Raw genomic sequence first — 26939 nt, 5'->3', positions numbered from 1 at the left:
GGCATGCAGAAAGAAAAACTTTCCGCTTTAATGGATGGTGAAACGGTTGATAGTGAGCTGCTCAACGAGCTGTCTCATTCTCCCGAAATGCAAGAGACCTGGGAGAGTTACCATCTCATCCGTGACACCCTTCGCGGTGACACCGGCGAGGTTCTCCATTTCGATATCTCAGCCCGCGTCATGGCGGCGATTGAGAATGAGCCTGTTCATCAGACCACTCCGCTGATTCCTGAAGCTCAACCTGCACCTCACCAGTGGCAGAAAATGCCGTTCTGGCAAAAGGTGCGTCCGTGGGCCAGCCAGCTTACCCAAATGGGTGTGGCTGCATGCGTATCGCTTGCAGTTATCGTTGGCGTCCAGCACTATAATACTCAGTCTGAAACTAATCAGCAGCCAGAAGCGCCAGTGTTTAACACACTGCCGATGATGGGCAAAGCCAGCCCGGTAAGCCTGGGCGTACCGGCTGATGCTTCCGCCAGCGGCGGCCAGCAACAGCAGGTTCAGGAGCAGCGCCGTCGCATTAATGCGATGTTGCAGGATTACGAGTTGCAGCGTCGTCTGCACTCTGAACAGCTTCAGTTTGAGCAGGCCCAGACACAGCAAGCTGCTGTGCAGGTGCCCGGAAACCAAACTTTAGGAACGCAATCGCAGTAATGAAGCAACTTTGGTTCGCCATGTCTCTGATGGCGGGTAGCCTGTTCTTCTCTGCCAACGCCTCGGCTGATGTATCATCCGGGGCGTTGTTGCAGCAAATGAATCTGGCCAGCCAGTCACTCAATTACGAGTTGGCATTTATCAGCATCAATAAGCAGGGCGTCGAGTCGTTACGCTATCGTCATGCCCGTCTTGATAACCAGCCGCTCGCCCAGCTTTTACAGATGGATGGCCCGCGTCGGGAAGTTGTCCAGCGTGGTAATGAAATCAGCTATTTCGAGCCAGGCCTGGAACCTTTCACGCTGAATGGCGATTATATCGTTGATTCTCTGCCGTCACTCATTTACACCGATTTCAAACGGCTTGCCCCTTACTACGATTTTATTTCGGTAGGGCGTACCCGTATCGCGGACAGACTGTGCGAGGTGATTCGGGTTGTTGCCCGGGACGGAACGCGTTACAGCTATATTGTCTGGATTGATGCCGAAACCAAACTCCCCATGCGTGTTGACCTCCTCGACCGTGACGGTGAAACGCTGGAACAGTTCCGGGTGATCTCCTTCAGCGTGAACAATCAGGTTGGTAACAGCATGCAGAACCTGGCTAAGGCCAGCCTGCCGCCGCTGCTTTCTGTTCCGGCAGGAGACTCCGTTAATTTCAACTGGGTACCTGCCTGGATCCCGCAAGGGTTTAGCGAAGTGTCCAGCAGCCGTCGTCAGCTGCCAACGATTGAAACGCCGGTGGAATCGCGCCTCTATTCCGATGGTTTGTTCAGTTTCTCGGTGAATATCAATCGCGCAACGGCAAACAGCGCCGAACAAATGCTGCGTACCGGTCGTCGTACGGTAAGTACAACGGTACGCGATAACGCAGAGATCACCATTGTGGGAGAACTCCCTCCGCAAACGGCGAAGCGCATTTCCGACAGCATTAAATTCAGGGCCGCACAATGATCAAAGAGTGGGCGACGGTTGTCTCGTGGCAGAACGGCATTGCGCTGGTGAGCTGCGATGTAAAAGCCTCATGTAATAGCTGTGCATCCCGCGCCGGCTGCGGTAGCCGCGTGCTGAATAAGCTCGGGCCGCAAACATCGCACACGATTTCTGTGCCAAGTGAACAGCCGCTGATGGCGGGGCAAAAGGTAGAGCTGGGCATCGCGGAAGGCAGTCTGCTCAGCTCCGCCATGCTGGTCTATCTCTCTCCGCTGATCGGGCTGTTTATTATGGGCGGCGTTTTCCAGATGCTGTTTGGCACCGACGGAGCCGCCATGTGCGGTGCCGCATTAGGTGGTCTGGGGGGATTCTGGCTCGCCAAAGGCCTCTCACCGACGCTCGCCGCACGCGAGGAGTGGCAGCCTGTCATTCTCAGCGTTGGGCTGGCGCCAGACCAGCTTCGTGTTGAAACACTCTCTTCTGAGGCCCGGTGATCCATCGGGCTTTATCATTTTTTACGTTCCAAAACAGAAAACGTCCTTTCTTCACGCTATAGCTGCCTCTAAGTGCATTTCCAGGTAGCGTGGATGTAGTGTAGAATGCTGCGTTTTCGCACTGAAAAACGTCAGGCTAAGAACAGCGGCCTCCAGGAATTCGTAAGGCATAATTATTTAACTATATGAAGAACATACGTAACTTTTCGATCATTGCTCACATTGACCACGGTAAGTCGACGCTGTCTGACCGTATTATCCAGATTTGCGGTGGCCTGTCTGATCGTGAAATGGAAGCCCAGGTTCTGGACTCCATGGACCTGGAACGCGAACGCGGTATCACCATCAAAGCGCAGAGCGTTACGCTTGATTATAAAGCGGCTGATGGTGAAACCTATCAACTAAACTTTATCGACACCCCAGGCCACGTTGACTTCTCCTATGAGGTTTCACGTTCGCTCGCGGCCTGTGAAGGCGCGCTGCTGGTGGTGGATGCCGGGCAGGGCGTAGAAGCCCAGACCCTGGCAAACTGCTACACCGCGATGGAAATGGATCTCGAAGTTGTGCCGGTTCTGAACAAGATCGACCTGCCAGCCGCCGATCCTGAGCGCGTTGCGGAAGAGATTGAAGATATTGTCGGCATTGACGCGACCGATGCCGTGCGCTGCTCCGCGAAAACCGGTGTGGGCGTGACCGACGTGCTGGAACGCCTGGTGCGTGACATTCCGGCCCCGGAAGGCGATCCGGATGCGCCGCTGCAGGCGCTGATTATCGACTCCTGGTTCGATAACTATCTGGGCGTTGTCTCCCTGGTGCGTATTAAAAACGGCACCATGCGCAAAGGCGACAAAATCAAGGTCATGAGTACCGGACAGGTCTACAACGCCGACCGTCTGGGCATCTTCACGCCAAAACAGGTTGACCGTACCGAGCTGACATGCGGCGAGGTAGGCTGGCTGGTATGCGCCATCAAAGACATCCTCGGTGCGCCAGTGGGCGATACTCTGACCGGTGCGCGTAACCCGGCAGATAAAGCGCTGCCAGGCTTTAAAAAGGTAAAACCGCAGGTTTACGCGGGTCTGTTCCCGGTTAGCTCTGACGACTACGAAAACTTCCGTGATGCGCTCGGTAAACTGAGCCTGAACGATGCGTCCCTGTTCTACGAGCCAGAAAGCTCAACGGCGCTGGGCTTCGGCTTCCGCTGTGGCTTCCTCGGTCTGCTGCACATGGAGATCATTCAGGAGCGTCTGGAGCGTGAATACGATCTGGACCTGATCACTACGGCACCGACCGTAGTCTATGAAGTTGAAACCACCTCGAAAGAAGTGATCTACGTCGATAGCCCGTCCAAGCTGCCGCCGCTGAACAACATTCAGGAACTGCGTGAGCCTATTGCAGAGTGTCACATGCTGCTGCCGCAGGAATTCCTGGGTAACGTTATTACGCTGTGTATTGAGAAGCGTGGCGTGCAGACCAACATGGTTTACCACGGTAACCAGGTGGCGCTGACCTATGAAATCCCGATGGCGGAAGTGGTACTCGACTTCTTCGATCGTCTGAAGTCCACCTCCCGTGGCTATGCGTCGCTGGATTACAACTTCAAACGCTTCCAGGCCTCCAACATGGTGCGTGTGGACGTGCTGATCAACGGCGAGCGTGTGGATGCGCTGGCGCTGATCACCCACAACGACAATGCGCCGTACCGTGGCCGCGAGCTGGTTGAGAAGATGAAAGATCTGATCCCGCGTCAGCAGTTCGATATCGCGATTCAGGCGGCCATTGGCAACCATATTATCGCGCGTTCCACCGTGAAACAGCTGCGTAAAAACGTTCTGGCGAAGTGCTATGGCGGTGACGTCAGCCGTAAGAAAAAGCTGCTGCAGAAGCAGAAAGAAGGTAAGAAGCGTATGAAGCAGGTCGGTAACGTCGAGCTGCCGCAGGAAGCATTCCTTGCCATCCTTCATGTTGGTAAAGACGGCAAATAACCCTAAGGAGTTGGCATGGCGAACATGTTTGCCCTGATCCTGGTCATTGCTACCCTGGTGACAGGTCTGCTGTGGTGTCTGGATAAGTTTATCTTCGCCCCAAAACGTCGTGAACGTCAGGCTGCCGCACAGGCAGCCACTGGCGATGGGATTGACGCGAAAACCCTGAAGAAAGTCGGCCCGAAACCGGGCTGGCTGGAAACGGGTGCCTCGGTATTTCCGGTGCTGGCGATTGTGCTGGTGGTACGTTCGTTTATTTACGAGCCGTTCCAGATCCCATCAGGTTCAATGATGCCAACGCTGCTGATTGGTGATTTTATTCTGGTGGAGAAGTTTGCCTACGGCATTAAAGACCCGATCTACCAGAAAACGCTGATCGAAACCGGTCATCCGAAACGTGGCGACATCGTGGTGTTCAAATATCCGGAAGATCCTCGCCTGGACTACATCAAGCGCGCAGTAGGTCTGCCGGGTGATAAAGTGACTTACGATCCGGTTGCGAAAGAAGTCACCGTTCAGCCGGGCTGCAGCTCCGGTACCGCATGTGAAAACGCGCTGCCAATCACCTACTCAAACGTTGAGCCAAGTGATTTTGTGCAGACCTTCGCCCGTCGTAACGGCGGTGAAGCGACCAGCGGATTCTTCCAGGTACCGAAAGGTGAAACCAAAGAGGACGGCATCCGTCTGGTTGAGCGCAAAGAGACGCTGGGCGATGTGACGCACCGTATCCTCACCGTGCCAATCGCGCAGGATCAGCTGGGTATGTACTATCGTCAGCCGGGCCAGCAGCTGGCGAGCTGGATTGTACCGCCAGGACATTACTTCATGATGGGTGACAACCGCGATAATTCTGCGGACAGCCGTTACTGGGGCTTTGTGCCGGAAGCGAATCTGGTGGGTAAAGCGACCGCGATCTGGATGAGTTTTGAGAAGCAGGAAGGCGAATGGCCGACCGGCGTACGCCTGAATCGTATTGGCGGAATCCATTAATTCTCACTAAATGAACGTGTAGCCGCTAATTAAAGCGGCTACACGAATTATTTCACCGATAAATCTCTTCGAACTAACGACATCCCCTGTCGTTGTGTATAGAATATTCCCCCGAAGTTTAAGGTTGGCCCTGCAAGGGTGCCACGGCACACGAAACCGCGTTGGTTTTCTCAGGTCGGTTTCGTGTGCTGCATTTTTGACGCATTCATTTATTGGTATCGCATGAACCCCATCGTAATTAATCGGCTTCAACGGAAGCTGGGCTACACTTTTCATCATCAGGAGTTGTTGCAACAGGCATTAACCCACCGCAGTGCCAGCAGCAAACATAATGAGCGTCTCGAGTTTTTAGGCGACTCTATTTTAAGTTTCGTGATTGCGAATGCGCTTTATCATCGTTTCCCGCGTGTGGATGAAGGTGATATGAGCCGCATGCGTGCCACGCTGGTTCGGGGTAATACCCTTGCGGAAATCGCGCGCGAATTTGAACTGGGCGAATGTCTGCGTCTTGGACCGGGTGAACTGAAAAGCGGCGGCTTCCGTCGTGAATCTATTCTTGCCGATACGGTCGAAGCATTAATTGGTGGTGTGTTCCTGGACAGCGATATCCAGACCGTAGAAAAGCTGATCCTGAACTGGTATCAGACCCGTCTGGACGAAATCAGCCCGGGCGATAAACAAAAAGATCCGAAAACGCGTCTGCAGGAATATTTGCAGGGTCGTCATCTGCCGCTGCCATCTTATCTGGTGGTGCAGGTTCGTGGCGAAGCGCACGATCAGGAATTTACCATCCATTGCCAGGTCAGTGGCCTGAGTGAACCGGTGGTGGGCACAGGTTCAAGCCGTCGTAAGGCTGAACAGGCTGCCGCCGAACAGGCGTTAAAAATGCTGGAGCTGGAATGAGCGAAGAAAAGACCTATTGCGGATTTATTGCCATCGTCGGACGTCCGAACGTTGGCAAATCCACCCTGCTGAATAATCTGCTTGGGCAGAAGATTTCTATCACCTCGCGTAAGGCGCAGACCACGCGTCACCGCATCGTCGGCATCCATACTGAAGGCGCGTATCAGGCGATCTACGTCGATACCCCGGGCCTGCACATGGAAGAGAAGCGTGCCATCAACCGTCTGATGAACAAGGCGGCGAGCAGCTCGATTGGCGACGTAGAGCTGGTGATTTTCGTTGTGGAAGGCACCCGCTGGACGCCGGACGACGAGATGGTGCTGAACAAGCTGCGTGACGGCAAAACGCCGGTCATCCTCGCGGTCAACAAAGTTGATAACGTGCAGGAAAAGGCCGACCTGCTCCCGCATCTGCAGTGGCTCGGTAGCCAGATGAACTTCCTCGACATCGTTCCGCTGTCCGCTGAGACCGGCCTGAACGTTGATACCATCGCGGGCATCGTGCGTAAGCATCTGCCGGAAGCGATTCATCACTTCCCGGAAGACTACATCACCGATCGCTCTCAGCGCTTTATGGCGTCTGAAATCATCCGTGAAAAGCTGATGCGTTTCCTGGGCGCTGAACTGCCGTACTCTGTGACGGTGGAGATCGAGCGTTTCCAGACCAACGAGCGCGGTGGCTACGACATCAACGGCCTGATCCTCGTTGAGCGCGAAGGGCAGAAGAAGATGGTGATCGGCAACAAAGGGGCCAAGATCAAAACCATCGGTATTGAAGCCCGTAAGGACATGATGGAGATGTTCGAAGCGCCGGTTCACCTCGAACTGTGGGTGAAAGTGAAATCTGGCTGGGCCGATGATGAGCGTGCTCTGCGCAGCCTCGGTTACGGCGAAGACCAGTAACTTAAGACGACGAGCATATGGATGGATGGCAGCGCGCCTTTGTCCTGCATAGTCGTCCCTGGAGCGAAACCAGCCTGATGCTGGACGTCTTCACGGAAGAGTCGGGTCGCGTGCGCCTGGTTGCGAAAGGCGCACGTTCCAAACGTTCTAATCTGAAAGGTGCCCTACAGCCTTTCACGCCTCTGCTGGTTCGCTTTGGCGGGCGAGGGGAAGTCAAAACCCTGCGCAGTGCCGAAGCCGTCTCCCTGGCGCTTCCTCTTTCTGGTATCACGCTCTACAGCGGCCTGTATATCAACGAACTCATCTCACGGGTTCTTGAGCATGAGACTCGCTTCTCTGAACTTTTCTTCGATTATCTGCACTGTATCCAGGCGCTGGCTGGCGCAACCGGCACGCCCGAACCCGCCTTGCGTCGTTTTGAACTGGCGCTACTGGGCCATCTTGGGTACGGGGTCGATTTTTTGCACTGTGCGGGCAGCGGTGACGAAGTGGAAGACACCATGACCTACCGCTACCGCGAAGAAAAGGGCTTCATTGCCAGTATCGTGATAGACAACAGCACCTTTACCGGGCGCCAGCTCCGGGCGCTGTATGAGCGCGAGTTTCCCGATCAGGATACCCTGCGCGCAGCAAAACGCTTTACCCGGATTGCCCTCAAGCCGTATCTTGGCGGCAAGCCCTTAAAGAGCCGCGAATTATTCAGGCAGTTTGTACCGAAACGTTAGACCACAGAATCGAAAAGAAAACCGAGGATTGTCATGGCTGAATTACTGTTAGGCGTCAATATCGATCACATCGCCACGCTGCGTAATGCGCGCGGCACGGCGTATCCCGATCCGGTTCAGGCGGCGTTTATCGCTGAACAGGCTGGCGCCGACGGCATTACCGTTCACCTGCGTGAAGACCGTCGCCACATTACTGACCGCGACGTGCGCATTCTGCGTCAGACGCTGGACACCCGTATGAATCTGGAGATGGCGGTCACCGAAGAGATGCTGACCATCGCCTGCGAGACCCAACCGCATTTCTGCTGCCTGGTGCCGGAAAAACGCCAGGAAGTCACCACCGAAGGCGGGCTGGATGTGGCCGGTCAGCTCGACAAAATGCGCGATGCCTGCAAACGTCTGGCGGATGCCGGTATCCTGGTTTCTCTGTTTATTGACGCCGATTTCACCCAGATTAAAGCGGCAGCCGATGTGGGCGCGCCGTATATCGAAATCCACACCGGCTGCTATGCCGATGCCAAAAATGATGCCGAGCAGACCAAAGAGCTGGAGCGTATTGCTAAAGCGGCCACCTACGCGGCGAGCCTGGGGCTGAAGGTTAACGCCGGTCACGGCCTGACCTACCACAACGTGAAAGCCATTGCCGCCCTGCCTGAAATGCACGAGCTGAACATCGGCCACGCCATCATTGGCCGCGCGGTGATGAGCGGCCTGAAAGAGGCGGTTTCAGAAATGAAACGCCTGATGCAGGAAGCGCGTCAGTAATGGCCATTCTGGGCTTAGGCACCGATATCGTTGAAATAGCCCGCATAGAAGCGGTGATCGCCCGTAGCGGCGATCGCCTGGCGAGACGCGTGCTGAGCGATAACGAATGGGCCATCTGGGAAGCGCATCAGCAGCCGGTGCGCTTTCTGGCAAAGCGCTTTGCGGTAAAAGAGGCGGCCGCCAAAGCCTTCGGGACCGGAATTCGTAACGGTCTGGCGTTCAACCAGTTTGAAGTGTTTAACGATGAGCTGGGTAAGCCAAGCCTGCGCTTATGGGGTGAGGCGCAAAAGCTGGCAGAAAAGCTGGGGGTGAATCACGTGCACGTGACGATCGCCGATGAGCGCCACTATGCCAGCGCGACGGTGATCATCGAAAGTTAAAGCTTGTCCGCGTGGTGCATCAGGACAAACTTATCCCACAGCTGCTCTTCGCTCTCGACGTGTGCCGGATCCTTCAGGATGGTATTCGGGATCGGGCACACTTTTTGACAGGTCGGCGTTTCATAGTGGCCGATGCATTCCGTGCAGCGGTCGCTGTTAATCTCATAAATGCTGTCGCCCATCGAAATCGCCTGGTTCGGGCATTCGGGCTCGCACATATCGCAATTAATGCATTTTTTGGTAATTAACAGCGCCATCAGGAAATTCTCAGAAACAACACAAACTGGGCGGGCATTATACGCGTCAAACCAGTTTCTTTACCAGTTCTTCGCTGTGACGAATGCGTTCGGGCGCACGCTCCAGATCCTGCTGCACCAGCGCCATAAACAGCAGGTCCGTCAGCATCATCTGTGCGCTGGTGGACGAGATAGCCGCGCTGCGCGTGGCCTGCTCCTCGGCAATGGTATATAAACAGCGCGTGGCCCGCTGCTGCAGGGCATTCGGCGTAAAACCGGTGATCGCCAGAATTTTACCGCCGACGCGCAGCGCTTCATCGGTGGCCATGTTGATCTCGCGGCGCTCGCCGGAATAGGAGATCGCCAGCAGCAGATCGTCAGGATCCATCGCCTGTACGGTCGCCAACAGGGCGTGCATATCCTGCTCGACGATGGCGTTAAGCCCAATTTTTGTCAGCTTCCAGCCAAAGTTACGCGCCACAAGCCCGGACGCGCCGATGCCGGTCAGAATGATCCGCCGCGCGCCGCGCAGCATCGCCACGCTCTCCAGCAGCTTCTCTTCCGTATTCACATCGAGCGTCGCATGCATGGCCGCTACGTTCTCTTTGATCAGCTTTTCGCCGACCAGCCGCATCGGATCGTCTCCGCGGATCTGATTATGCACCGGCATGGACTGCGGGTTGGGGTTACTGACCAGCGCTTCACTGATCGCCAGCTTGAGGGCGGGGAACCCCTTAAAGCCAATCTTCTGCGCAAATTTCACTACGCTGGACTGGCTCACGCCGGCCTCACTCGCCAGCTGCTGCGAGCTGAGATGGCGCGCGCGATCGGGTTGAGAAAGCAGAAAATCCGCCAGCTTCTTGTCGCTTTGGGCAAAGCCTGCGTAGCGCTGGCGAATGCGAATTAAACAGTTCATACGGTCTCCTGGCGAAAATGTGATTATCTGCGCAAATACGGATTTTGCTCGCCTGAATGAATTTTATATTCCATTATAGTGTGATTATTATGAATTAAAAATTCTTGAGGTACAAAAATGAATCTTGGCTCACTTGTTTCTGAAACGCGTAACCCGCAAACCATGGATCTGGATGCGCTCTCCACCCTGGAGCTGGTTAACCGCTTTAATCAACAGGATACGCTGGTCGCGCAGGCTGTGAAAGAGACATTACCCGAGGTGGCGAAAGCGGTCGATGCGGCGGCGGAATCCCTCAAGGCCGGTGGACGCATTATTTACATGGGCGCGGGCACCAGCGGGCGTCTTGGGGTCCTGGACGCGTCAGAATGCCCGCCAACCTTTGGGGTGCCGCATGGTCTGGTGGTTGGGCTGATTGCCGGTGGACCCGGTGCGCTGCTGAAAGCCGTTGAAGGGGCGGAAGATAACAAACAGCTGGGCGAGGATGACCTGAAGGCGCTGAATCTGACGGCAAAGGATCTGGTGGTCGGGCTGGCGGCATCCGGGCGCACGCCGTACGTGATTGGCGGGCTGGAATACGCTAACCAGACCGGTTGCACGACGGTCGCCATCTCCTGTAATCCGGGCTCCCCGATTGCACAGGTGGCCGCTATCGCTATCTCTCCGGTGGTTGGGCCGGAAGCGCTCACCGGCTCCACGCGCCTGAAATCCGGGACCGCGCAAAAGCTGGTGCTCAATATGATCTCCACCGGCGCGATGGTGAAGTTTGGGAAGGTGTATCAGAACCTGATGGTGGATATGCAGGCCACCAACGTCAAGCTGGTGGACAGAGCCTGCCGCATGGTGATGGAGGCGACGGGCGCAGGCCGTGAAGAGGCAGAAGCAGTACTCAAACAAACCGATCACGATGTTAAGCCGGCCATTCTGATGATCTTGAGCGGGCTGGATGCGGCAAGCGCCAGAGCCAAACTCGATGCGCATAACGGCTTCTTACGGGCGGCATTAGAAAACTAACAGAGGCTTGTATGGACAAAACAGCAGCGCTCGCCAGCGATATCCTGCAGGGGATCGGTGGGGAACAAAATATTCAGCGTCTCGAAAACTGCATGACGCGCGTGCGCGTCGAGGTGCATAACGACGACCAGCTTGACGTGCCGCGCCTGAAGCAACTGTCCGGCGTTAGCGGCTACGTGAAACAGGGCCAGCAGCATCAGCTGATCGTCGGGCCGGGGAAAGCGGCGCAGGTTGTCGATGCCATGCGGGCGCTGATGGGCGTTAGCGCGAGCGTGTCGATTGACGATGCGGAGCGCACCAAAGCGCAGGCAAATGCCAAATACAAAGCCCCGATGAGCGATGCGCTGCGTCAGCTGGCAAACGTCTTCATTCCGCTGATCCCGGCGTTTATTGCCTCAGGCCTGATCACCGGGATCATCAATATTCTCAAGCGGCCGGATATTGTGGGGGATTTCGCCACGCAGTATCCGAACCTGCTGGGGATTCTCGGGATCTTCGGTAGCGCTGTTTTCGCCATCATGAACATTCTCGTCGGGGTCAATACCGCGAAGGTGTTTGGCGGATCGCTGGCCATGGGCGGCGTGATGGCGGGCATCTTGTCCAGCCCGCAGCTGGCGCAGATCACGCTGTTTGGTGAGGCGCTCCAGCCGGGCCGCGGTGGGGTGATCGCCGTGCTGCTGGTGGTCATCCTGATGTGCTGGATCGAGAAAAGGCTGCGCGCGGTTCTGCCCGGCTCGATTGAGCTTATCCTCAACCCGCTGCTGACCACGCTGATTACCGGTAGCGTAGCGATTGTGGCCCTCCAGCCGTTAGGCGGTTGGATCTCTGAAGCCATCGCCCACGGCGCGTCGCTGGCGATTGATCGCGGCGGCCTGTTAGTGGGCGCGGTGCTGTCAGGTACCTTCCTGCCGCTGGTGCTGACCGGCCTGCACCAGGGGCTGGTGCCGATCCACGTCGAGCTGGTGCAGTCGCACGGCTATAACGCGCTGCTGCCTATCCTGTCGATGGCGGGCGTGGGGCAGGTCGGCGCGGCGATTGCCGTACTGATGAAAACCCGCAACGCGCGATTGAAGAAAGTGATTAAAGGCGCACTCCCGGTCGGCCTGCTCGGTATTGGCGAGCCGCTGATTTTCGGCGTTACCCTGCCGCTGGGTAAACCGTTCCTCGCCGCCTGTCTGGGCGGCGCGGTAGGCGGGGCGCTCATTAGCTACTGGAAGGTCGCCACCGTGATCACCTTTGGGCTTTCCGGTTTACCGCTGGCATTAACCATCGTGACCGGAAAAGTGATGCTCTATCTGTTAGGCTATTTAGTAGCGGTGATAGCCGGGTTCCTGTTTACCTGGCTGTTAGGTTTCAACGATCCAGAGGAGTAAGGTTTGGCAAATCACGCGCGTCGCGTTGTCTTTTTCGACCTGGATGGAACGCTGCATCAGCAGGATATGTTTGGTACGTTTATGCGTTACCTGCTGCGGCGTCAGCCCCTGAATGCGTTGCTCGTGCTACCGCTCTTACCGGTTATCGGTATCGCGCTGCTGGTGAAAGGCCGGGCGGCGCGATGGCCGATGAGTCTGCTGCTGTGGGGATGTACCTTTGGGCACAGCGAAGCGCGCCTCAAACAGCTCGAAAAGGATTTTGCGCACTGGTTCCGTGGCCACGTCGCCGCCTTTCCGGTGGTGCAGGCGCGCCTGACCGGCTACCTCGACGCGAACGATGCCGACATCTGGCTGATTACCGGCTCCCCGCAGACGCTGGTGGAGCAGGTCTATTTTGATACCCCCTGGCTTCCGCGCGTGAATCTTATTGCCACGCAAGTTGCCCGCGGTTACGGCGGTTGGGTGCTGACCCTGCGCTGCCTGGGGCATGAAAAAGTGGTCCAGCTGGAGAAACGCATCGGTACGCCGCTGCGCCTGTACAGCGGCTACAGCGACAGTAAACAGGACAACCCGCTGCTCTATTTTTGCCAGCATCGCTGGCGCGTCACGCCATCAGGTGAACTCCAGCAACTCGAATAGTCTTATCCATAATGGGCGTGTATAATGCCGCCCGCTTTTCGACTGGAGTATCAACCGTTGTCCAACCCTGAACTCGACCATGAATACTGGATGCGCCATGCGCTGACGCTGGCTCAGCGTGCCTGGGACGAGGGCGAAGTGCCCGTAGGCGCCGTGCTGGTCCACAATAACCAGGTGATTGGTGAAGGATGGAACCGTCCGATTGGCCGCCACGATCCTACTGCACATGCCGAAATCATGGCGCTTCGCCAGGGCGGTCTGGTGCTGCAAAACTATCGCCTGCTTGATACTACGTTGTATGTGACGCTGGAGCCGTGCGTGATGTGCTCCGGCGCGATGGTGCACAGCCGGATCGGGACTCTGGTCTTCGGTGCGCGGGATGAAAAAACCGGTGCGGCCGGTTCGCTGATGGACGTGCTGGGTCACCCGGGGATGAACCACCAGGTGAAGACTATCGGCGGGGTGCTTGCACCAGAGTGTTCGGGGCTATTAAGCGATTTCTTTCGAATGCGCCGTCAGCAGAAAAAGCAGCAAAAGGCAGAATTGAAGCTGTCGGACGATTAAGCTCGTCCGGCGCCACGACCGGGTAACTTTGAGCCAGCTGTTTGGCCTCCGTTGCCTCTTTCTCTTTCTCCAGCAGATACCCGACCAGGCTAATTTGATATTTACGGATATTTTCCACGTAGGCGTAGGCTTCATGCCCGCGCGCGTAGCCGTAAGTCAGCTTGTTATACCATGGCTTCTGGCTCAGCAGCGGCAGGCGCTGCTTAACGTCTGACCAGCTGTCCGGGTTACCTTTCGTTTTGGCCGTCAACGCCCGCGCATCCAGCATATGTGCGTAGCCCATATTGTAGGCCGCCAGCGCGAACCAGATCCGCTCCTCTTCCGGCACCGTTTCCGGGACTTTGGCCATCATATCCTGCAGGTAGCGCGCGCCGCCGCTGATGCTCTGTTCCGCATCGGTACGGTCATTGACGCCCAGGCTCAGCGCGGTATTTTTGGTTAACATCATCAAACCACGTACGCCAGTCGGAGACGTGGCCTGGGTATCCCAGTGGGATTCCTGATACGAAATAGCCGCCAGCAGTTTCCAGTCAATCTCCTGGGCGTATTTTTCGAACAGCGGCTGCAGATCTGGCAGGACGCTGTCTACCGCGCGCAGGAAGCTGCGGGTGTCAACGTAGTCAAAGTCGTCACCGTGACCGAGGTACTTCTCCTCCAGGCGCGCCAGGGTACCGTCTTCATTGATGGTGTTGAAGAAATCAAGCATCGCGGCAGAGAAGGTCTGATCGTCATCAAGCTGGCTAAACCAGGTCACAGGCTGCTCGTCGGTGACGTCCAGCGCCACGGCGATTTCAGGATGCACCCGCTGGAACAGGCTGATCGCGACCGAATCGGCGATGGTGTAGGGCACTTTCTGGTCTTTTACCTGCTCCAGCAGCTCCGTCGTGCCGAGTTTCGGATCCACAGTCCAGCTCAGGTCGGGATATTTCTTCTCCTTGAGCTCACGCAGATCGTCAATCACCACGTGGCCAGGCGCAATCGTCAGTTGCCGATCGTCAATCGAGGCCAGCGAACGCGGGCGCAGGCCCCCGACGCGGTAAACCAGCTGCTGCGAAACGGAGTAGTAGGTCGGGCCTGGCTGGTAGTTTTTGCTGCGCTCGCTGTTATACACCAGCCCGGCGGCAAGCATATCGGCATCGTCGTTATCGAGGTCGTCAAACAGCTGGTTGATATTCTGGCGGACGGTGATTTTAAGCTTCACGCCAAGATAATCGGCGAACTGTTGTGCCAGCTCGTAATCCAGACCAATGATTTTACCGTTGATGTCGCTGTAAATCAGCGGAGAGTTGAGGGTACTGACGCGCAATTCCCCCCGCTCCTGAATGGCGGCGATACGGTTTTCGGCTTTGCCGAACCAGGGGATGGAAGGCCAGAGGGCCACTGCCAGCAGCAACGTTACAATGCCGATGAGCAGATAATTAATCTTTAATTTTTTCAATTAGTTAATTCTCTGCGACGCCGGTTGCCTCAGTCTGCTGTAGCCATGTTAATCATAAGGTTTGCCATTGAATGAGCGGCATTTTGCGTAAACTTGCGCCACTTGGCAACCAATTAGAGAGACTGGTCACATCTATTGTTAAATCTCTGTGCAAATTTTATTTCGACGCAAACGGTTTCGTCGGCGCTCAGGATTCTCTATAATGACGCCCGTTTTCCCCCCTTGCGCACACTGTAAGCGCCCCGGCGCTTCGAAGACGAGAGACTTATGATGGAAATTCTGCGTGGTTCGCCTGCACTGTCTGCCTTCCGTATCACTAAACTGCTGGCACGTTTTCAGGCGGCCGACCTTCCGGTAAGCAATATTTACGCTGAGTATGTCCATTTTGCTGACCTGAATGCCCCCCTGAATGCAGAGGAGCGCGTACAGCTGGAACGCCTGCTCAAGTATGGCCCAAGCCTGAGCAGCCATACGCCAACCGGCAAACTGATCCTTGCGACGCCTCGTCCGGGCACCATCTCCCCCTGGTCTTCCAAAGCCACCGACATCGCCCACAACTGTGGCCTGAGCCAGATTAACCGTCTGGAACGCGGCGTGGCGTACTACGTGGAAGCCTCTACCCTTAGCGAAGCACAGTGGCAGGCGGTTGCGGCTGAACTGCACGATCGCATGATGGAGAGCGTATTTGCCTCTCTCGATGACGCGCAGAAGCTTTTCTCTCACCATCAGCCTGCGCCGGTACAGAGCGTAGACCTGCTGGGGCAGGGCCGTCAGGCGCTGATTGACGCCAACCTGCGTCTCGGCCTGGCGCTGGCAGAAGACGAAATCGACTACCTGCAGGATGCGTTTGTTAAGCTCAACCGTAACCCGAACGACATCGAACTCTATATGTTCGCGCAGGCAAACTCTGAGCACTGCCGCCACAAGATTTTCAACGCCGACTGGATTATTGACGGCGAACAGCAGCCAAAGTCGCTGTTCAAAATGATCAAAAACACCATGGAGCAAACCCCTGACCACGTGCTGTCTGCCTATAAAGACAACGCCGCGGTGATGGAAGGTTCCGAGGTGGGCCGCTTCTTCGCCGATCGCGAAGCAGGGCGCTATGACTTCCATCAGGAGCCCGCGCATATCCTGATGAAGGTTGAAACCCACAACCACCCGACCGCGATCTCCCCGTGGCCGGGTGCGGCGACCGGCTCCGGCGGTGAAATCCGCGACGAAGGGGCGACCGGTCGTGGTGCAAAACCAAAAGCGGGTCTGGTCGGTTTCTCCGTCTCCAACCTGCGTATCCCGGGCTTTGAACAGCCGTGGGAAGAAGATTTCGGCAAGCCAGAGCGCATTGTGACCGCGCTGGATATCATGACCGAAGGCCCGCTGGGCGGCGCGGCGTTTAACAACGAATTTGGTCGTCCGGCGCTGAACGGTTACTTCCGTACCTATGAAGAGAAAGTGGACAGCCACAACGGCGAAGAGCTGCGCGGCTACCACAAACCGATCATGCTGGCGGGCGGGATCGGCAACATCCGTGCCGATCACGTGCAGAAAGGCGAGATCGTCGTCGGCGCGAAGCTGATCGTGCTCGGCGGCCCGGCGATGAATATCGGTCTGGGCGGCGGAGCGGCCTCTTCTATGGCCTCCGGCCAGTCTGACGCGGATCTCGATTTCGCCTCCGTGCAGCGTGACAACCCTGAGATGGAGCGTCGCTGCCAGGAAGTGATCGACCGCTGCTGGCAGTTGGGCGACGCTAACCCGATCCTCTTCATCCACGACGTGGGCGCGGGCGGTCTGTCTAACGCCATGCCGGAGCTGGTGAGCGACGGCGGCCGCGGTGGTCGTTTCAACCTGCGCGATATCCTGAGCGATGAGCCGGGCATGAGCCCGCTGGAAATCTGGTGTAACGAATCCCAGGAGCGCTACGTGCTGGCGGTTGCCGCGGACCAGCTTCCGCTGTTTGACGAGCTGTGCCGCCGCGAGCGCGCGCCGTATGCCGTCATCGGTGAAGCGACCGAAGAGCAGCACCTGACTCTGAGCGACACCCATTTCGACAACCAGCCTATCGATCTGCCGCTCGACGTTCTGCTCGGTAAAACGCCGAAGATGACCCGCGACGTAACAACCCGTAAAGCGGCGGGCAAAGCGCTGGATCGCCAGGGCATTACCGTAGCTGAAGCCGTTAATCGCGTGCTGCACCTGCCGGCAGTCGCTGAGAAAACCTTCCTGGTGACCATCGGCGACCGCACCGTGACCGGTATGGTATCGCGCGATCAGATGGTTGGCCCGTGGCAGATCCCGGTGGCGAACTGCGCCGTGACCACCGCGAGCCTCGACAGCTACTACGGCGAAGCGATGGCGCTGGGCGAACGTACCCCGGTGGCGCTGCTGGACTTCGCGGCCTCTGCCCGTCTGGCGGTCGGTGAAGCGCTGACCAACATCGCCGCGACGCAGATTGGCGACATCAAACGTATCAAGCTTTCCGCAAACTGGATGGCCGCTGCCGGTCACCCTGGCGAAGACGCAGGCCTGTATGAAGCCGTGAAGGCGGTGGGCGAGGAGCTGTGTCCTGCTCTCGGCCTGACCATTCCGGTGGGTAAAGACTCCATGTCGATGAAAACCCGCTGGCAGGAAGGTAACGAGCAGCGCGAGATGACCTCTCCGCTGTCGCTGGTGATTACCGCGTTTGCCCGCGTGGAAGACGTGCGTCATACCGTTACGCCGCAGCTTTCCACCGAAGACAACGCCCTGCTGCTGATTGACCTGGGTAAAGGCAACAACGCGCTGGGTGCCACCGCACTGGCGCAGGTTTACCGTCAGCTCGGCGACAAGCCAGCCGACGTGCGCGATGTGGCGCAGCTGAAAGGCTTCTACGACGCCATCCAGGCGCTGGTAGCGCAGCGTAAGCTGCTGGCCTACCATGACCGTTCCGACGGCGGCCTGCTGGTGACGCTGGCAGAGATGGCCTTCACCGGCCACTGTGGGGTTGAAGCCAACATTGCAACGCTGGGCGAAGACCGTCTGGCGGCGCTGTTTAACGAAGAGCTGGGCGCCGTGATTCAGGTGCGCGCGGCAGATCGCGACGCGGTTGAAGCGATTCTGGCGAAGCACGGTCTGGCAGACTGCGTGCACTATCTGGGTAAAGCCGTTCAGGGTGACCGCTTCGTCATTGAAGCTGACGGTCACGCCGTGTTCAGCGAAAGCCGCACCACGTTGCGTATGTGGTGGGCGGAAACCACCTGGCAGATGCAGCGCCTGCGTGATAACCCGGAATGTGCCGATCAGGAGCACAACGCGAAGGCCAATGACCAGGATCCAGGCCTGAACGTGAAGCTCTCCTTCGACATCAACGAAGACATCGCCGCGCCGTACATTGCGACCGGCGCGCGTCCGAAAGTGGCCGTGCTGCGCGAGCAGGGCGTTAACTCCCACGTTGAGATGGCGGCTGCCTTCCACCGCGCGGGCTTTGACGCTATCGATGTCCACATGAGCGACCTGCTGGCCGGACGTACCGGTCTGGAAGATTTCCAGGCGCTGGTGGCGTGCGGCGGCTTCTCTTACGGCGACGTGCTGGGCGCGGGCGAGGGCTGGGCGAAGTCCATCCTGTTCAACAGCCGCGTGCGCGACGAGTTCGAAACCTTCTTCCACCGTCCGCAAACGCTGGCGCTGGGCGTGTGTAACGGTTGTCAGATGATGTCTAACCTGCGTGAACTGATCCCGGGGAGCGAAGCCTGGCCGCGCTTTGTGCGTAACCAGTCTGACCGCTTCGAAGCGCGCTTCAGCCTGGTGGAAGTGACCCAAAGCCCGTCTCTGCTGCTGCAGGGAATGGTCGGTTCACAGATGCCAATCGCGGTCTCCCACGGCGAAGGTCAGGTAGAAGTGCGTGATGCCGCGCATCTGGCTCAGCTGGAGAGCAAAGGTCTGGTGGCGCTGCGCTTTGTCGATAACTTCGGCAAGGTCACGGAAACCTACCCGGCCAACCCGAACGGCTCCGCCAACGGTATTACCGCGGTGACCAGCGAAAGCGGTCGTGCGACCATCATGATGCCGCACCCGGAACGCGTGTTCCGCACCGTGAGCAACTCCTGGCACCCTGAAAACTGGGGCGAGGACAGCCCGTGGATGCGTATCTTCCGCAACGCGCGTAAACAGCTGGGTTAAGTTTTAGGCAACACCTGCAGGCCCGGTAAGCGTGAGCGCTACCGGGCTTTTTTGTCTCTGTCGCAAAATCGCGACAACCCTCTGGTTTGAGTGTCTCCAAAAGGAGACATTTAACTTATTGATTTATATATGGCAGTAAAGGTTCCCGTTAAGGTGTTGCTTAATAGCGACACTTAGCCTGGAAATCATTCAACCGATAATTAACCGGTTAAACGAGTAAAAATTATATATTTCAATGTGTTAATATTTTGTTTTGCGTTCTGGCACGGGTGTTGCATAATATTAACCAGTGGCTCATTCACCTTCTTATGTCAGCCCCTTCGGGACGCGCTACATAAACTTCGAATGACGCACAAAAAGGTGCCTGCCGTCCAACTACTGATCATAGCGATGCTTTATCAGGCCAGGGCGAAACGTCGAGTTAGGCACCGCCTCATTCCATGACAAAGCCGGGTTTTTACCCGGCTTTGTTGTATCTGAAGGGCAGACTCAGTTACGCTCTGCGTAAACCCCCATTAAGAGAGTAATGCGTTGAAACGCTGGCCCGTTTTTCCCCGCTCCCTGCGACAGCTTGTCATGATGGCCTTCCTGCTGATCCTGCTGCCGCTGCTGATCCTTGCCTGGCAGGCGTGGCAAAGTCTGAACGCGCTGAGCGCGCAGGCGGCTTTGACCAACCGCACGACGCTCATCGACGCCAGACGCAGTGAAGCGATGACCAACGCCGCGCTGGAGATGGAACGTAGCTATCGTCAGTATTGCGTGCTTGACGATCGGACGCTGGAAAAGGTGTATCAGAGTCAGCGCAAGCGCTACAGCGAAATGCTGGACGCCCACGCCGGCGTATTGCCTGACGACAAGCTCTATCAGGCGTTACGTCAGGATTTAAACGATCTTGCGCAGCTACAGTGCAGTAACAGCGGCCCGGATGCCGCCGCCGCCGCGCGTCTTGAAGCTTTTGCCAGCGCCAACACCGAGATGGTGCAGTCAACGCGCACGGTGATTTTCTCTCGCGGCCAGCAGCTCCAGCAGGAGATTGCCGAGCGCGGCCAGTTCTTCGGCTGGCAGGCGCTGGTGCTGTTCCTCGTGAGCCTCGGGCTGGTTCTGCTCTTTACCCGCATGATCATCGGCCCGGTGAAGGGCATTCAGCGGATGATCAACCGCCTGGGTGAAGGGAAATCGCTCGGAGATACGGTCGCCTTTAAAGGTCCGCGCGAGCTGCGATCCGTAGGCCAGCGCATTATCTGGCTGTCCGAGCGCCTGGCGTGGCTTGAATCACAGCGTCATCAGTTCCTGCGCCATATCTCTCATGAGCTTAAAACGCCGCTGGCCAGCATGCGCGAAGGGACGGAGCTGCTGGCGGACGAAGTGGCAGGACCCCTTACGCCAGAACAGAAAGAAATTGTCGAGATCCTGGATAATAGCAGTCGCAATCTGCAAAAGCTGATTGAGCAACTGCTGGATTACAACCGCAAGCTGGCTGACGGGGCGGTCGTTCTGGAAAACGTTGAGATTGAGCCGCTGGTGGATATGGTGATATCCGCCCATAGCTTGCCAGCAAGAGCTAAAATGATGCATACCGGTGTAGAACTAAATGCGCCGACCTGTCTCGCTGAACCCATGCTCTTAATGAGCGTGCTGGATAATCTTTATTCCAATGCGGTGCACTATGGTACTGAATCCGGTAACATTTATATCCGAAGTTATACGAAGGGTTCCCGGGTGTTTATAGACGTCGCTAACACCGGCACCCCGATCCCCGATGACGAAAAAACCATGATCTTCGAGCCCTTTTTCCAGGGGAGTCATCAGCGGAAAGGTGCGGTGAAAGGCAGTGGTCTGGGCTTGAGCATCGCCCGGGACTGCATACGACGCATGCAGGGTGAGCTAAACATTGCCACGGATGAACGTTCGGATGTTTGCTTCCGTATTGAACTGCCCCTGAGCCGGAAAAATCAATAAAATGAATCTATGTCTGGTGAGTATGTCACACGTCTTTTCCCGCGCCGTACGCGCGGTGTTTTCCCGCAACACGCTTCGCCTGAGCCTGCCCTGTTTATTTCTGGCAGGGTGTGTTTCCCATGCGCCACAAAGTGCAATTAGCGATAAACAAGAAGATAAATGGCCTGATAACCAGCTGGCCGATTTCCTCTCAACCCGCTGTGACGATATCTGGAACCTGTCAGGTCATGACGTTGAAAGCAACCCGCTGTTCTGGCTGCGTGGAGTAGATTGCGCCCAGCGTCTGGCCCCGGTAGACGCTCGCTCGAAGGCGGCGATGCTGGATGACGACACCTGGCAGGACGCTTTCAAGCGCGGCATTTTGCTGGCTGATGCGAAAATCACCCCCGTCGAACGGCGCGCCAACGTGACCCGACTGGACACGTTCGTGGTCAATCTTCCCGTGCAGGTACGCCCGGTATACCAGCTCTGGCGCGATGGGCAGACATTACAGCTTCAGCTGTCTGAAGAGCGCTCCCGCTACAGCAAGCTGCAACAGTCAACCGATAGCGAGCTTGATACGCTGCGTCAGCAGCAGCAACATTTACGTACGCAGCTCGATACCACAACGCGTAAGCTGGAAAACCTGACCGATATCGAAAGGCAGCTCTCGTCGCGCAAATATCAGCCGGGGAGTTCATCTGCGGCACCGGACAGCGATACGCCGAAACAAGAGGATGTGAAGCATGACGAGCCGTAAACCAGCCCATCTGTTACTGGTGGATGACGATCCCGGGCTGTTAAAGCTGCTGGGCATGCGTCTGGTGAGTGAAGGTTACAGCGTCGTGACCGCGGAAAGCGGGCTCGAGGGGCTTAAGATCCTCAGCCGCGAGAAGATCGATCTGGTGATAAGCGACCTGCGGATGGACGAAATGGACGGCCTGCAGCTGTTCGCGGAGATCCAGAAGCAGCAGCCGGGGATGCCGGTGATTATCCTGACCGCGCACGGGTCGATCCCGGATGCGGTTGCCGCGACGCAGCAGGGGGTATTCAGCTTCCTGACCAAGCCGGTGGACAAAGACGCGCTGTATAAGGCTATCGACAGCGCGCTGGAACATGCCGCCCCGGCGGGGGATGAAGCGTGGCGGGAGCCTATCGTCACCCGCAGCCCCGTGATGCTGCGTCTGCTTGAACAGGCCCGGATGGTGGCGCAGTCCGACGTCAGCGTGCTCATCAACGGCCAGAGCGGCACCGGGAAAGAGATCCTGGCCCAGGCGATCCATAACGCCAGCCCGCGCAGCAAGAACGCCTTTATTGCGATTAACTGCGGCGCGCTCCCGGAGCAGCTGCTTGAATCTGAACTGTTTGGTCATGCCCGCGGGGCATTCACCGGGGCGGTAAGCAGCCGGGAAGGGCTGTTCCAGGCCGCGGAAGGCGGCACGCTGTTCCTGGACGAGATTGGCGATATGCCCGCGCCGCTGCAGGTCAAGCTGCTGCGCGTGCTGCAGGAGCGCAAAGTTCGCCCGCTGGGCAGCAACCGCGATATTGATATTAATGTGCGAATTATTTCCGCCACCCACCGCGATCTGCCGAAAGTGATGGCCCGCAACGAGTTTCGTGAAGATCTCTACTACCGCCTGAACGTGGTGAACCTGAAGATCCCGGCGCTGGCGGAGCGTGCGGAAGACATTCCGCTGCTGGCGAACCACCTTTTGCGCCAGGCGGCCGATCGCCATAAACCATTCGTGCGCGCGTTTTCCACCGATGCAATGAAGCGGCTGATGGCCGCAAGCTGGCCGGGCAACGTGCGTCAGCTGGTCAATGTGATTGAGCAGTGCGTGGCGCTGACCTCTTCACCGGTCATCAGCGACGCGCTGGTGGAGCAGGCGCTGGAAGGGGAAAACACGGCGCTGCCGACGTTTGCCGAAGCGCGGAATCAGTTTGAGCTCAACTATCTGCGCAAGCTATTGCAGATCACCAAAGGCAATGTGACCCACGCCGCGCGCATGGCCGGACGCAACCGCACCGAGTTCTACAAGCTGCTGTCGCGCCACGAGCTGGAAGCAAACGATTTTAAAGAGTAATGCCGTATGGTACTGTGAGCAATCGATTACGAGGCAGCTTACAGGCAAGAGTTTAAGGACCCACCATGAAAAAGATTGATGCGATTATTAAACCTTTCAAACTGGATGATGTGCGTGAAGCGCTGGCGGAAGTCGGCATCACCGGGATGACCGTGACGGAAGTGAAAGGTTTTGGTCGTCAGAAGGGCCACACCGAGCTTTACCGTGGCGCAGAGTACATGGTCGACTTTCTGCCGAAAGTAAAAATTGAAATCGTGGTCAGCGACGATATCGTCGATACCTGCGTGGATACCATCATCCGCACCGCGCAGACGGGCAAAATTGGCGACGGTAAAATCTTCGTCTTTGACGTGGCGCGCGTGATCCGTATCCGTACCGGCGAAGAAGACGACGCCGCGATTTAACGTTCTTGCCGGGTGGCGCTGCGCTTACCCGGCCTACAAACTCTTCGTAGGCCCGCGCAAGCGAAGCGCCGCCGGGCGATTACAGCACCTTATGCGGGCCGAAGCACTCGTAATGAATGCTGTCTTTGTTCACGCCCAGCTCAACCAGCTGCTGAGCGGCATACTGCATAAACGCCACCGGCCCACAGACGTAGAACTGCATGTCCGGCGCGCTAAACGCCCCTTCCATCTGGCTTAAATTCATCAGACCTTCGCTGTCAAAGCCAGCAGCTGCGCGGTCTGCCTCCGTCGGCAGGCGATACCAGGTGTGCGCGGTGAAGTGCGGCAGGGACGCCCCGAGCGTTTTCACCTCCTCCGTAAAGGCGTGCACGTCGCCGTTTTCCGCAGCGTGGAACCAGTTTACCTGCGCACCGTGGTGTGATTTTGCCAGCGTATCGAGCATCGCCAGCATTGGCGTTTGGCCGACGCCCGCAGAGATCAGCGTAACCGGGGTGTTTGCTTCAACGGCCATAAAGAAGTCGCCCGCCGGCGCGGCCAGATGGACCACGTCGCCCACGTTCGCTTCGTTGTGCAGCCAGCTGGAAACCTGGCCGCCGTCCTCACGCTTCACCGCAATGCGGTAGCCTTTGCCGTTTGGCTTGCGGGTAAGAGAATACTGGCGGATCTCCTGATGCGGGAAACCTTCTGGCTTCAGCCACACGCCCAGATACTGGCCTGGCTGGTAATCGGCCACCGGCTGTCCGTCCACCGGCTCAAACTCAAAGCAGGTAATCAATGCGCTGCGCGGGGTTTTCTCGACGATGCGGAACGCCCGCGTGCCTTCCCAGCCGCCGTTCTTGCTGGCGTTTTCGCTGTAGATCTGTGCTTCACGGTTGATAAACACGTTTGCCAGCACGCCGTAGGCTTTACCCCACGCGTCCAGCACCTCCTGGCCCGGGTTGAACATCTCGTCCAGCGTCGCCAGCAGGTGGCCACCCACAATGTTGTACTGCTCGGGTTGGATCTGGAAGCTGGTATGTTTCTGCGCAATCTTTTCTACCGCAGGCAGCAGTGCAGCCAGGTTTTCAATATTGCTGGCATAGGCCGCGATGGCGTTGAACAGCGCTTCACGCTGATCGCCGTTACGCTGGTTGCTCATGTTGAATATCTCTTTGAGCTCCGGGTTGTGCGTGAACATGCGATCGTAGAAATGGGCGGTGAGTTTAGGGCCGGTTTCCACCAGCAGAGGAATGGTGGCTTTTACGGTAGCGATGGTTTGAGCGTCGAGCATGAGCGCGTCCTTCTGATGTCACTTTAATGATGTATTTTAAATGCATCTTATAAAAAATACCCCTGCGTTGTAAATGGTTCTTTGCAAGATGAAAAATATGCATCACAAACCTGAAAAGAAATCCGCTGGAAAGGGCGAGAGCTTTATTCCTCAAACCCTTGCGTGGCGGGTAGGGAAACGTTTGCGTAAAATCGTTTGTCAAGACCTGTTATCACAGAACTAATCAGTTATACTGTTGCCCGTCGTCCAACAGGACTGCCTTTTCAGGCCAAAATTTACTTGTTAGCTGAGTCAGGAGATGCGGATGTTAAAGCGTGAAATGAACATTGCCGATTATGATGCCGAACTGTGGCAGGCTATGGAGCAGGAAAAAGTACGTCAGGAAGAGCACATCGAACTGATCGCCTCCGAAAACTACACCAGCCCGCGCGTTATGCAGGCGCAGGGTTCTCAGCTGACCAACAAATATGCTGAAGGTTACCCTGGCAAACGCTATTACGGCGGTTGCGAGTACGTTGATATCGTTGAGCAGCTGGCTATCGACCGTGCGAAAGAACTCTTTGGCGCTGACTACGCGAACGTGCAGCCGCACTCTGGCTCTCAGGCTAACTTCGCGGTCTACACCGCGCTGCTGCAGCCGGGCGATACCGTTCTGGGTATGAACCTGGCGCAGGGCGGCCACCTGACTCACGGCTCCCCGGTTAACTTCTCCGGCAAACTGTACAACATCATCCCTTACGGTATCGATGAGTCCGGTAAAATTGACTACGAAGACATGGCGAAGCAGGCTAAAGAGCACAAACCGAAGATGATCATCGGTGGCTTCTCCGCTTACTCCGGTATCGTTGACTGGGCAAAAATGCGTGAAATCGCAGACAGCATCGGTGCTTACCTGTTCGTTGATATGGCGCACGTTGCGGGTCTGATCGCCGCAGGCGTTTACCCGAACCCGGTTCCGCACGCTCACGTTGTGACCACCACCACCCACAAAACCCTGGCGGGTCCACGCGGTGGCCTGATCCTGGCGAAAGGCGGTGACGAAGAGCTGTACAAAAAACTGAACTCCGCGGTGTTCCCAAGCGCGCAGGGTGGCCCACTGATGCACGTTATCGCGGCAAAAGCGGTAGCGCTGAAAGAAGCGATGGAGCCTGAGTTCAAGGTTTATCAGCAGCAGGTTGCTAAGAACGCCAAAGCGATGGTGGAAGTGTTCCTGAACCGTGGCTACAAAGTGGTATCCGGCGGTACTGAAAACCACCTGTTCCTGCTGGATCTGGTTGATAAGAACCTGACCGGTAAAGAAGCTGACGCTGCCCTGGGCCGCGCCAACATCACCGTGAACAAAAACAGCGTGCCAAACGATCCGAAGAGCCCGTTCGTGACCTCCGGTATCCGTATCGGTTCTCCGGCCGTGACTCGCCGCGGCTTCAAAGAAGCGGAAGTGAAAGAGCTGGCTGGCTGGATGTGTGACGTTCTGGACAACATCAATGACGAAGCGGTTATCGAGCGCGTCAAAGGTAAAGTTCTGGATATCTGCGCACGCTTCCCGGTATACGCATAATTCCTCTGCTTTGCAGAAATAAAAAAGGCCGCGCTTGCGGCCTTTTTTTATGGCTTAACGCCGGTCAAGGGAAATCGCGCCGGGACCAACAATCGCCAGCAAAATAAAGGCGCCAGCAATACTGATATTCTTGTAGAAGTTAATCATATTCGGTACGACCGCATCACCGGTCATATCCCAGTAGTGATGGCCAATTACCGCCGTTCCGAGGGTGTAGAACACAAACAGTACCGCGAGAGGACGGGTGAAAAAGCCCAGTACGATCAGAATGGCGGCAGGTACTTCCATCACCACCGCAATAATGGCCGCCAGCATGGGCATCGGCGTCCCCAGCGAGGTCATGTATTGTACGGTGCCGCTAAATCCCGTCAGTTTTGGATAACCAAAGATAATAAACAGCACGACAAGTGCGATGCGGCCGATCAACAGCAGCAGGTGACGCGACTGACCGAAATCGAGATAACGTAGTGAGTTCATGGCAGAAAACCTCTGCAAGTGGAGTAATTTAAACGTAATACATATTTCCATTCCCTGCCATAAGCCAGGCGACTGCACAAGATGTTAATTTTTCGTTAATTTATAGCAGGCTATCTACTTGCTTAATTTTTATATTCTCGCCAGAC

25 protein-coding genes are annotated in these 26939 nt (G+C 56.7%); 20 read left to right on the top strand and 5 right to left on the bottom strand.

The genetic code is table 11. From position 1 onward, the window contains the following. Nucleotides 1-3: 3 nt before the first annotated feature. From rseA to acpS, 10 genes are all read left to right on the top strand, one after another. Nucleotides 4-654 carry an anti-sigma-E factor RseA gene (rseA, locus tag AC4IC4_RS17365; protein ID WP_008502186.1) on the top strand — a complete coding sequence of 217 codons (651 nt, stop codon included), beginning with the start codon at nt 4-6 and terminating at the stop codon, nt 652-654. Further along, nucleotides 654-1607, top strand: a complete 954-nt coding sequence (gene rseB / locus AC4IC4_RS17360; protein WP_023308851.1) for a sigma-E factor regulatory protein RseB — start codon at nt 654-656, stop codon at nt 1605-1607. The genes rseA and rseB overlap by 1 nt, the downstream gene beginning before the upstream one ends. Next, on the top strand, nt 1604-2080 hold the full coding sequence (rseC, locus tag AC4IC4_RS17355; RefSeq protein ID WP_032653064.1) for a SoxR-reducing system protein RseC: 477 nt from the start codon (nt 1604-1606) through the stop codon (nt 2078-2080). Before rseB ends, rseC begins: the two co-directional genes overlap by 4 nt. Nucleotides 2081-2265: 185 nt before the next feature. Continuing rightward, nucleotides 2266-4065, top strand: a complete 1800-nt coding sequence (lepA, locus tag AC4IC4_RS17350) for a translation elongation factor 4 (RefSeq protein ID WP_024908619.1) — start codon at nt 2266-2268, stop codon at nt 4063-4065. Nucleotides 4066-4080: 15 nt separating this feature from the next. Beyond that, nucleotides 4081-5055 carry a signal peptidase I gene (gene lepB / locus AC4IC4_RS17345; protein ID WP_023308848.1) on the top strand — a complete coding sequence of 325 codons (975 nt, stop codon included), beginning with the start codon at nt 4081-4083 and terminating at the stop codon, nt 5053-5055. A 222-nt stretch (nt 5056-5277) separates the two neighbouring features. After that, nucleotides 5278-5958, top strand: a complete 681-nt coding sequence (gene rnc / locus AC4IC4_RS17340; protein ID WP_003860711.1) for a ribonuclease III — start codon at nt 5278-5280, stop codon at nt 5956-5958. Next, the gene (gene era / locus AC4IC4_RS17335; RefSeq protein ID WP_006176722.1) at nt 5955-6860 is read left to right on the top strand and encodes a GTPase Era; all 906 of its coding nucleotides are present in this window, start codon (nt 5955-5957) and stop codon (nt 6858-6860) included. Before rnc ends, era begins: the two co-directional genes overlap by 4 nt. Nucleotides 6861-6877: 17 nt before the next feature. Further along, nucleotides 6878-7585 (top strand): DNA repair protein RecO, encoded by a 708-nt coding sequence (gene recO, locus AC4IC4_RS17330; protein ID WP_024908622.1) that lies wholly within the window; start codon nt 6878-6880, stop codon nt 7583-7585. A gap of 33 nt (nt 7586-7618) precedes the next feature. Then, nucleotides 7619-8350, top strand: a complete 732-nt coding sequence (gene pdxJ / locus AC4IC4_RS17325) for a pyridoxine 5'-phosphate synthase (protein WP_420278592.1) — start codon at nt 7619-7621, stop codon at nt 8348-8350. Further along, on the top strand, nt 8350-8730 hold the full coding sequence (gene acpS, locus AC4IC4_RS17320) for a holo-ACP synthase (RefSeq protein ID WP_008502178.1): 381 nt from the start codon (nt 8350-8352) through the stop codon (nt 8728-8730). Before pdxJ ends, acpS begins: the two co-directional genes overlap by 1 nt. On the opposite strand, the gene AC4IC4_RS17315 is transcribed toward acpS, so the two are convergent. Together AC4IC4_RS17315 and AC4IC4_RS17310 are read right to left on the bottom strand one after the other, a co-directional pair. Continuing rightward, nucleotides 8727-8987, bottom strand: coding sequence for a YfhL family 4Fe-4S dicluster ferredoxin (locus AC4IC4_RS17315; RefSeq protein WP_008502177.1), 261 nt, complete (start codon nt 8985-8987; stop codon nt 8727-8729). The genes acpS and AC4IC4_RS17315 overlap by 4 nt on opposite strands. 46 nt (nt 8988-9033) lie before the next feature. Beyond that, complete coding sequence (locus AC4IC4_RS17310; protein ID WP_023333056.1) at nt 9034-9882, bottom strand: MurR/RpiR family transcriptional regulator; 849 nt, start codon at nt 9880-9882, stop codon at nt 9034-9036. A 117-nt stretch (nt 9883-9999) separates the two neighbouring features. Between AC4IC4_RS17310 and murQ the strand changes: the two genes are divergently transcribed. Genes murQ through tadA form a run of 4 tightly spaced genes read left to right on the top strand, consistent with a single transcriptional unit; the run spans nt 10000 to nt 13469 of the window. Then, on the top strand, nt 10000-10893 hold the full coding sequence (gene murQ, locus AC4IC4_RS17305) for an N-acetylmuramic acid 6-phosphate etherase (protein WP_267217594.1): 894 nt from the start codon (nt 10000-10002) through the stop codon (nt 10891-10893). Nucleotides 10894-10904: 11 nt separating this feature from the next. Then, on the top strand, nt 10905-12266 hold the full coding sequence (locus tag AC4IC4_RS17300) for a PTS transporter subunit EIIC (RefSeq protein ID WP_491471586.1): 1362 nt from the start codon (nt 10905-10907) through the stop codon (nt 12264-12266). Nucleotides 12267-12269: 3 nt separating this feature from the next. Continuing rightward, a complete protein-coding gene (gene yfhb / locus AC4IC4_RS17295) occupies nt 12270-12905 on the top strand; it encodes a phosphatidylglycerophosphatase C (protein ID WP_024908626.1) in 636 nt (211 codons plus the stop codon). 24 nt (nt 12906-12929) lie between these two features. Beyond that, nucleotides 12930-13469, top strand: a complete 540-nt coding sequence (gene tadA / locus AC4IC4_RS17290; protein WP_032645359.1) for a tRNA adenosine(34) deaminase TadA — start codon at nt 12930-12932, stop codon at nt 13467-13469. On the opposite strand, the gene mltF is transcribed toward tadA, so the two are convergent. After that, nucleotides 13357-14907, bottom strand: a complete 1551-nt coding sequence (gene mltF, locus AC4IC4_RS17285; protein ID WP_032648672.1) for a membrane-bound lytic murein transglycosylase MltF — start codon at nt 14905-14907, stop codon at nt 13357-13359. The two genes, tadA and mltF, sit on opposite strands and share 113 nt — an antisense overlap. A gap of 267 nt (nt 14908-15174) precedes the next feature. Between mltF and purL the strand changes: the two genes are divergently transcribed. The 5 genes from purL (at nt 15175) to glnB (ending at nt 23488) form a co-directional block, all read left to right on the top strand. Further along, on the top strand, nt 15175-19062 hold the full coding sequence (purL, locus tag AC4IC4_RS17280; RefSeq protein WP_491471585.1) for a phosphoribosylformylglycinamidine synthase: 3888 nt from the start codon (nt 15175-15177) through the stop codon (nt 19060-19062). A gap of 531 nt (nt 19063-19593) precedes the next feature. Continuing rightward, nucleotides 19594-21021, top strand: coding sequence for a two component system sensor histidine kinase QseE/GlrK (gene qseE / locus AC4IC4_RS17275; protein WP_024908630.1), 1428 nt, complete (start codon nt 19594-19596; stop codon nt 21019-21021). Nucleotide 21022: 1 nt separating this feature from the next. Then, nucleotides 21023-21760, top strand: coding sequence for a two-component system QseEF-associated lipoprotein QseG (gene qseG, locus AC4IC4_RS17270; protein WP_491471584.1), 738 nt, complete (start codon nt 21023-21025; stop codon nt 21758-21760). Continuing rightward, the gene (gene glrR / locus AC4IC4_RS17265) at nt 21747-23084 is read left to right on the top strand and encodes a two-component system response regulator GlrR (protein ID WP_045908542.1); all 1338 of its coding nucleotides are present in this window, start codon (nt 21747-21749) and stop codon (nt 23082-23084) included. Before qseG ends, glrR begins: the two co-directional genes overlap by 14 nt. 65 nt (nt 23085-23149) lie before the next feature. Next, nucleotides 23150-23488: a nitrogen regulatory protein P-II gene (glnB, locus tag AC4IC4_RS17260; RefSeq protein ID WP_003860685.1), complete on the top strand. Its 339-nt coding sequence runs from the start codon at nt 23150-23152 to the stop codon at nt 23486-23488. A 79-nt stretch (nt 23489-23567) separates the two neighbouring features. Here the strand turns inward: glnB and hmpA are convergent, their stop codons facing one another. Continuing rightward, the gene (hmpA, locus tag AC4IC4_RS17255) at nt 23568-24758 is read right to left on the bottom strand and encodes an NO-inducible flavohemoprotein (RefSeq protein WP_491471583.1); all 1191 of its coding nucleotides are present in this window, start codon (nt 24756-24758) and stop codon (nt 23568-23570) included. Between the two features lie 304 nt (nt 24759-25062). On the opposite strand from hmpA, the gene glyA reads away from it, so the two are divergent. Next, nucleotides 25063-26316 carry a serine hydroxymethyltransferase gene (glyA, locus tag AC4IC4_RS17250; protein WP_008502165.1) on the top strand — a complete coding sequence of 418 codons (1254 nt, stop codon included), beginning with the start codon at nt 25063-25065 and terminating at the stop codon, nt 26314-26316. Nucleotides 26317-26370: 54 nt separating this feature from the next. Here the strand turns inward: glyA and AC4IC4_RS17245 are convergent, their stop codons facing one another. Further along, complete coding sequence (locus AC4IC4_RS17245) at nt 26371-26793, bottom strand: DoxX family protein (protein WP_024908634.1); 423 nt, start codon at nt 26791-26793, stop codon at nt 26371-26373. Between the last annotated feature and the right edge of the window lie 146 nt (nt 26794-26939).

Source organism: Enterobacter sp. Taxon_2 (genome assembly GCF_058355295.1).
This window is presented reverse-complemented; position numbering and strand designations above follow the sequence as displayed.

Bases quoted from the DNA above. Each gene is read 5' to 3' on its own strand.
- rseC (WP_032653064.1), top strand. From the start codon at position 1,604: ATGATCAAAGAGTGGGCGACGGTTGTCTCGTGGCAGAACGGCATTGCG.
- AC4IC4_RS17315 (WP_008502177.1), bottom strand. From the start codon at position 8,987: ATGGCGCTGTTAATTACCAAAAAATGCATTAATTGCGATATGTGCGAG.
- qseG (WP_491471584.1), top strand. From the start codon at position 21,023: ATGAATCTATGTCTGGTGAGTATGTCACACGTCTTTTCCCGCGCCGTA.
- glrR (WP_045908542.1), top strand. From the start codon at position 21,747: ATGACGAGCCGTAAACCAGCCCATCTGTTACTGGTGGATGACGATCCC.
- AC4IC4_RS17245 (WP_024908634.1), bottom strand. From the start codon at position 26,793: ATGAACTCACTACGTTATCTCGATTTCGGTCAGTCGCGTCACCTGCTG.
- AC4IC4_RS17300 (WP_491471586.1), top strand. From the start codon at position 10,905: ATGGACAAAACAGCAGCGCTCGCCAGCGATATCCTGCAGGGGATCGGT.
- glyA (WP_008502165.1), top strand. From the start codon at position 25,063: ATGTTAAAGCGTGAAATGAACATTGCCGATTATGATGCCGAACTGTGG.
- acpS (WP_008502178.1), top strand. From the start codon at position 8,350: ATGGCCATTCTGGGCTTAGGCACCGATATCGTTGAAATAGCCCGCATA.
- era (WP_006176722.1), top strand. From the start codon at position 5,955: ATGAGCGAAGAAAAGACCTATTGCGGATTTATTGCCATCGTCGGACGT.
- AC4IC4_RS17310 (WP_023333056.1), bottom strand. From the start codon at position 9,882: ATGAACTGTTTAATTCGCATTCGCCAGCGCTACGCAGGCTTTGCCCAA.
- rseB (WP_023308851.1), top strand. From the start codon at position 654: ATGAAGCAACTTTGGTTCGCCATGTCTCTGATGGCGGGTAGCCTGTTC.
- purL (WP_491471585.1), top strand. From the start codon at position 15,175: ATGATGGAAATTCTGCGTGGTTCGCCTGCACTGTCTGCCTTCCGTATC.
- lepA (WP_024908619.1), top strand. From the start codon at position 2,266: ATGAAGAACATACGTAACTTTTCGATCATTGCTCACATTGACCACGGT.
- hmpA (WP_491471583.1), bottom strand. From the start codon at position 24,758: ATGCTCGACGCTCAAACCATCGCTACCGTAAAAGCCACCATTCCTCTG.
- tadA (WP_032645359.1), top strand. From the start codon at position 12,930: ATGCCGCCCGCTTTTCGACTGGAGTATCAACCGTTGTCCAACCCTGAA.
- rnc (WP_003860711.1), top strand. From the start codon at position 5,278: ATGAACCCCATCGTAATTAATCGGCTTCAACGGAAGCTGGGCTACACT.
- lepB (WP_023308848.1), top strand. From the start codon at position 4,081: ATGGCGAACATGTTTGCCCTGATCCTGGTCATTGCTACCCTGGTGACA.
- pdxJ (WP_420278592.1), top strand. From the start codon at position 7,619: ATGGCTGAATTACTGTTAGGCGTCAATATCGATCACATCGCCACGCTG.
- recO (WP_024908622.1), top strand. From the start codon at position 6,878: ATGGATGGATGGCAGCGCGCCTTTGTCCTGCATAGTCGTCCCTGGAGC.
- murQ (WP_267217594.1), top strand. From the start codon at position 10,000: ATGAATCTTGGCTCACTTGTTTCTGAAACGCGTAACCCGCAAACCATG.
- rseA (WP_008502186.1), top strand. From the start codon at position 4: ATGCAGAAAGAAAAACTTTCCGCTTTAATGGATGGTGAAACGGTTGAT.
- glnB (WP_003860685.1), top strand. From the start codon at position 23,150: ATGAAAAAGATTGATGCGATTATTAAACCTTTCAAACTGGATGATGTG.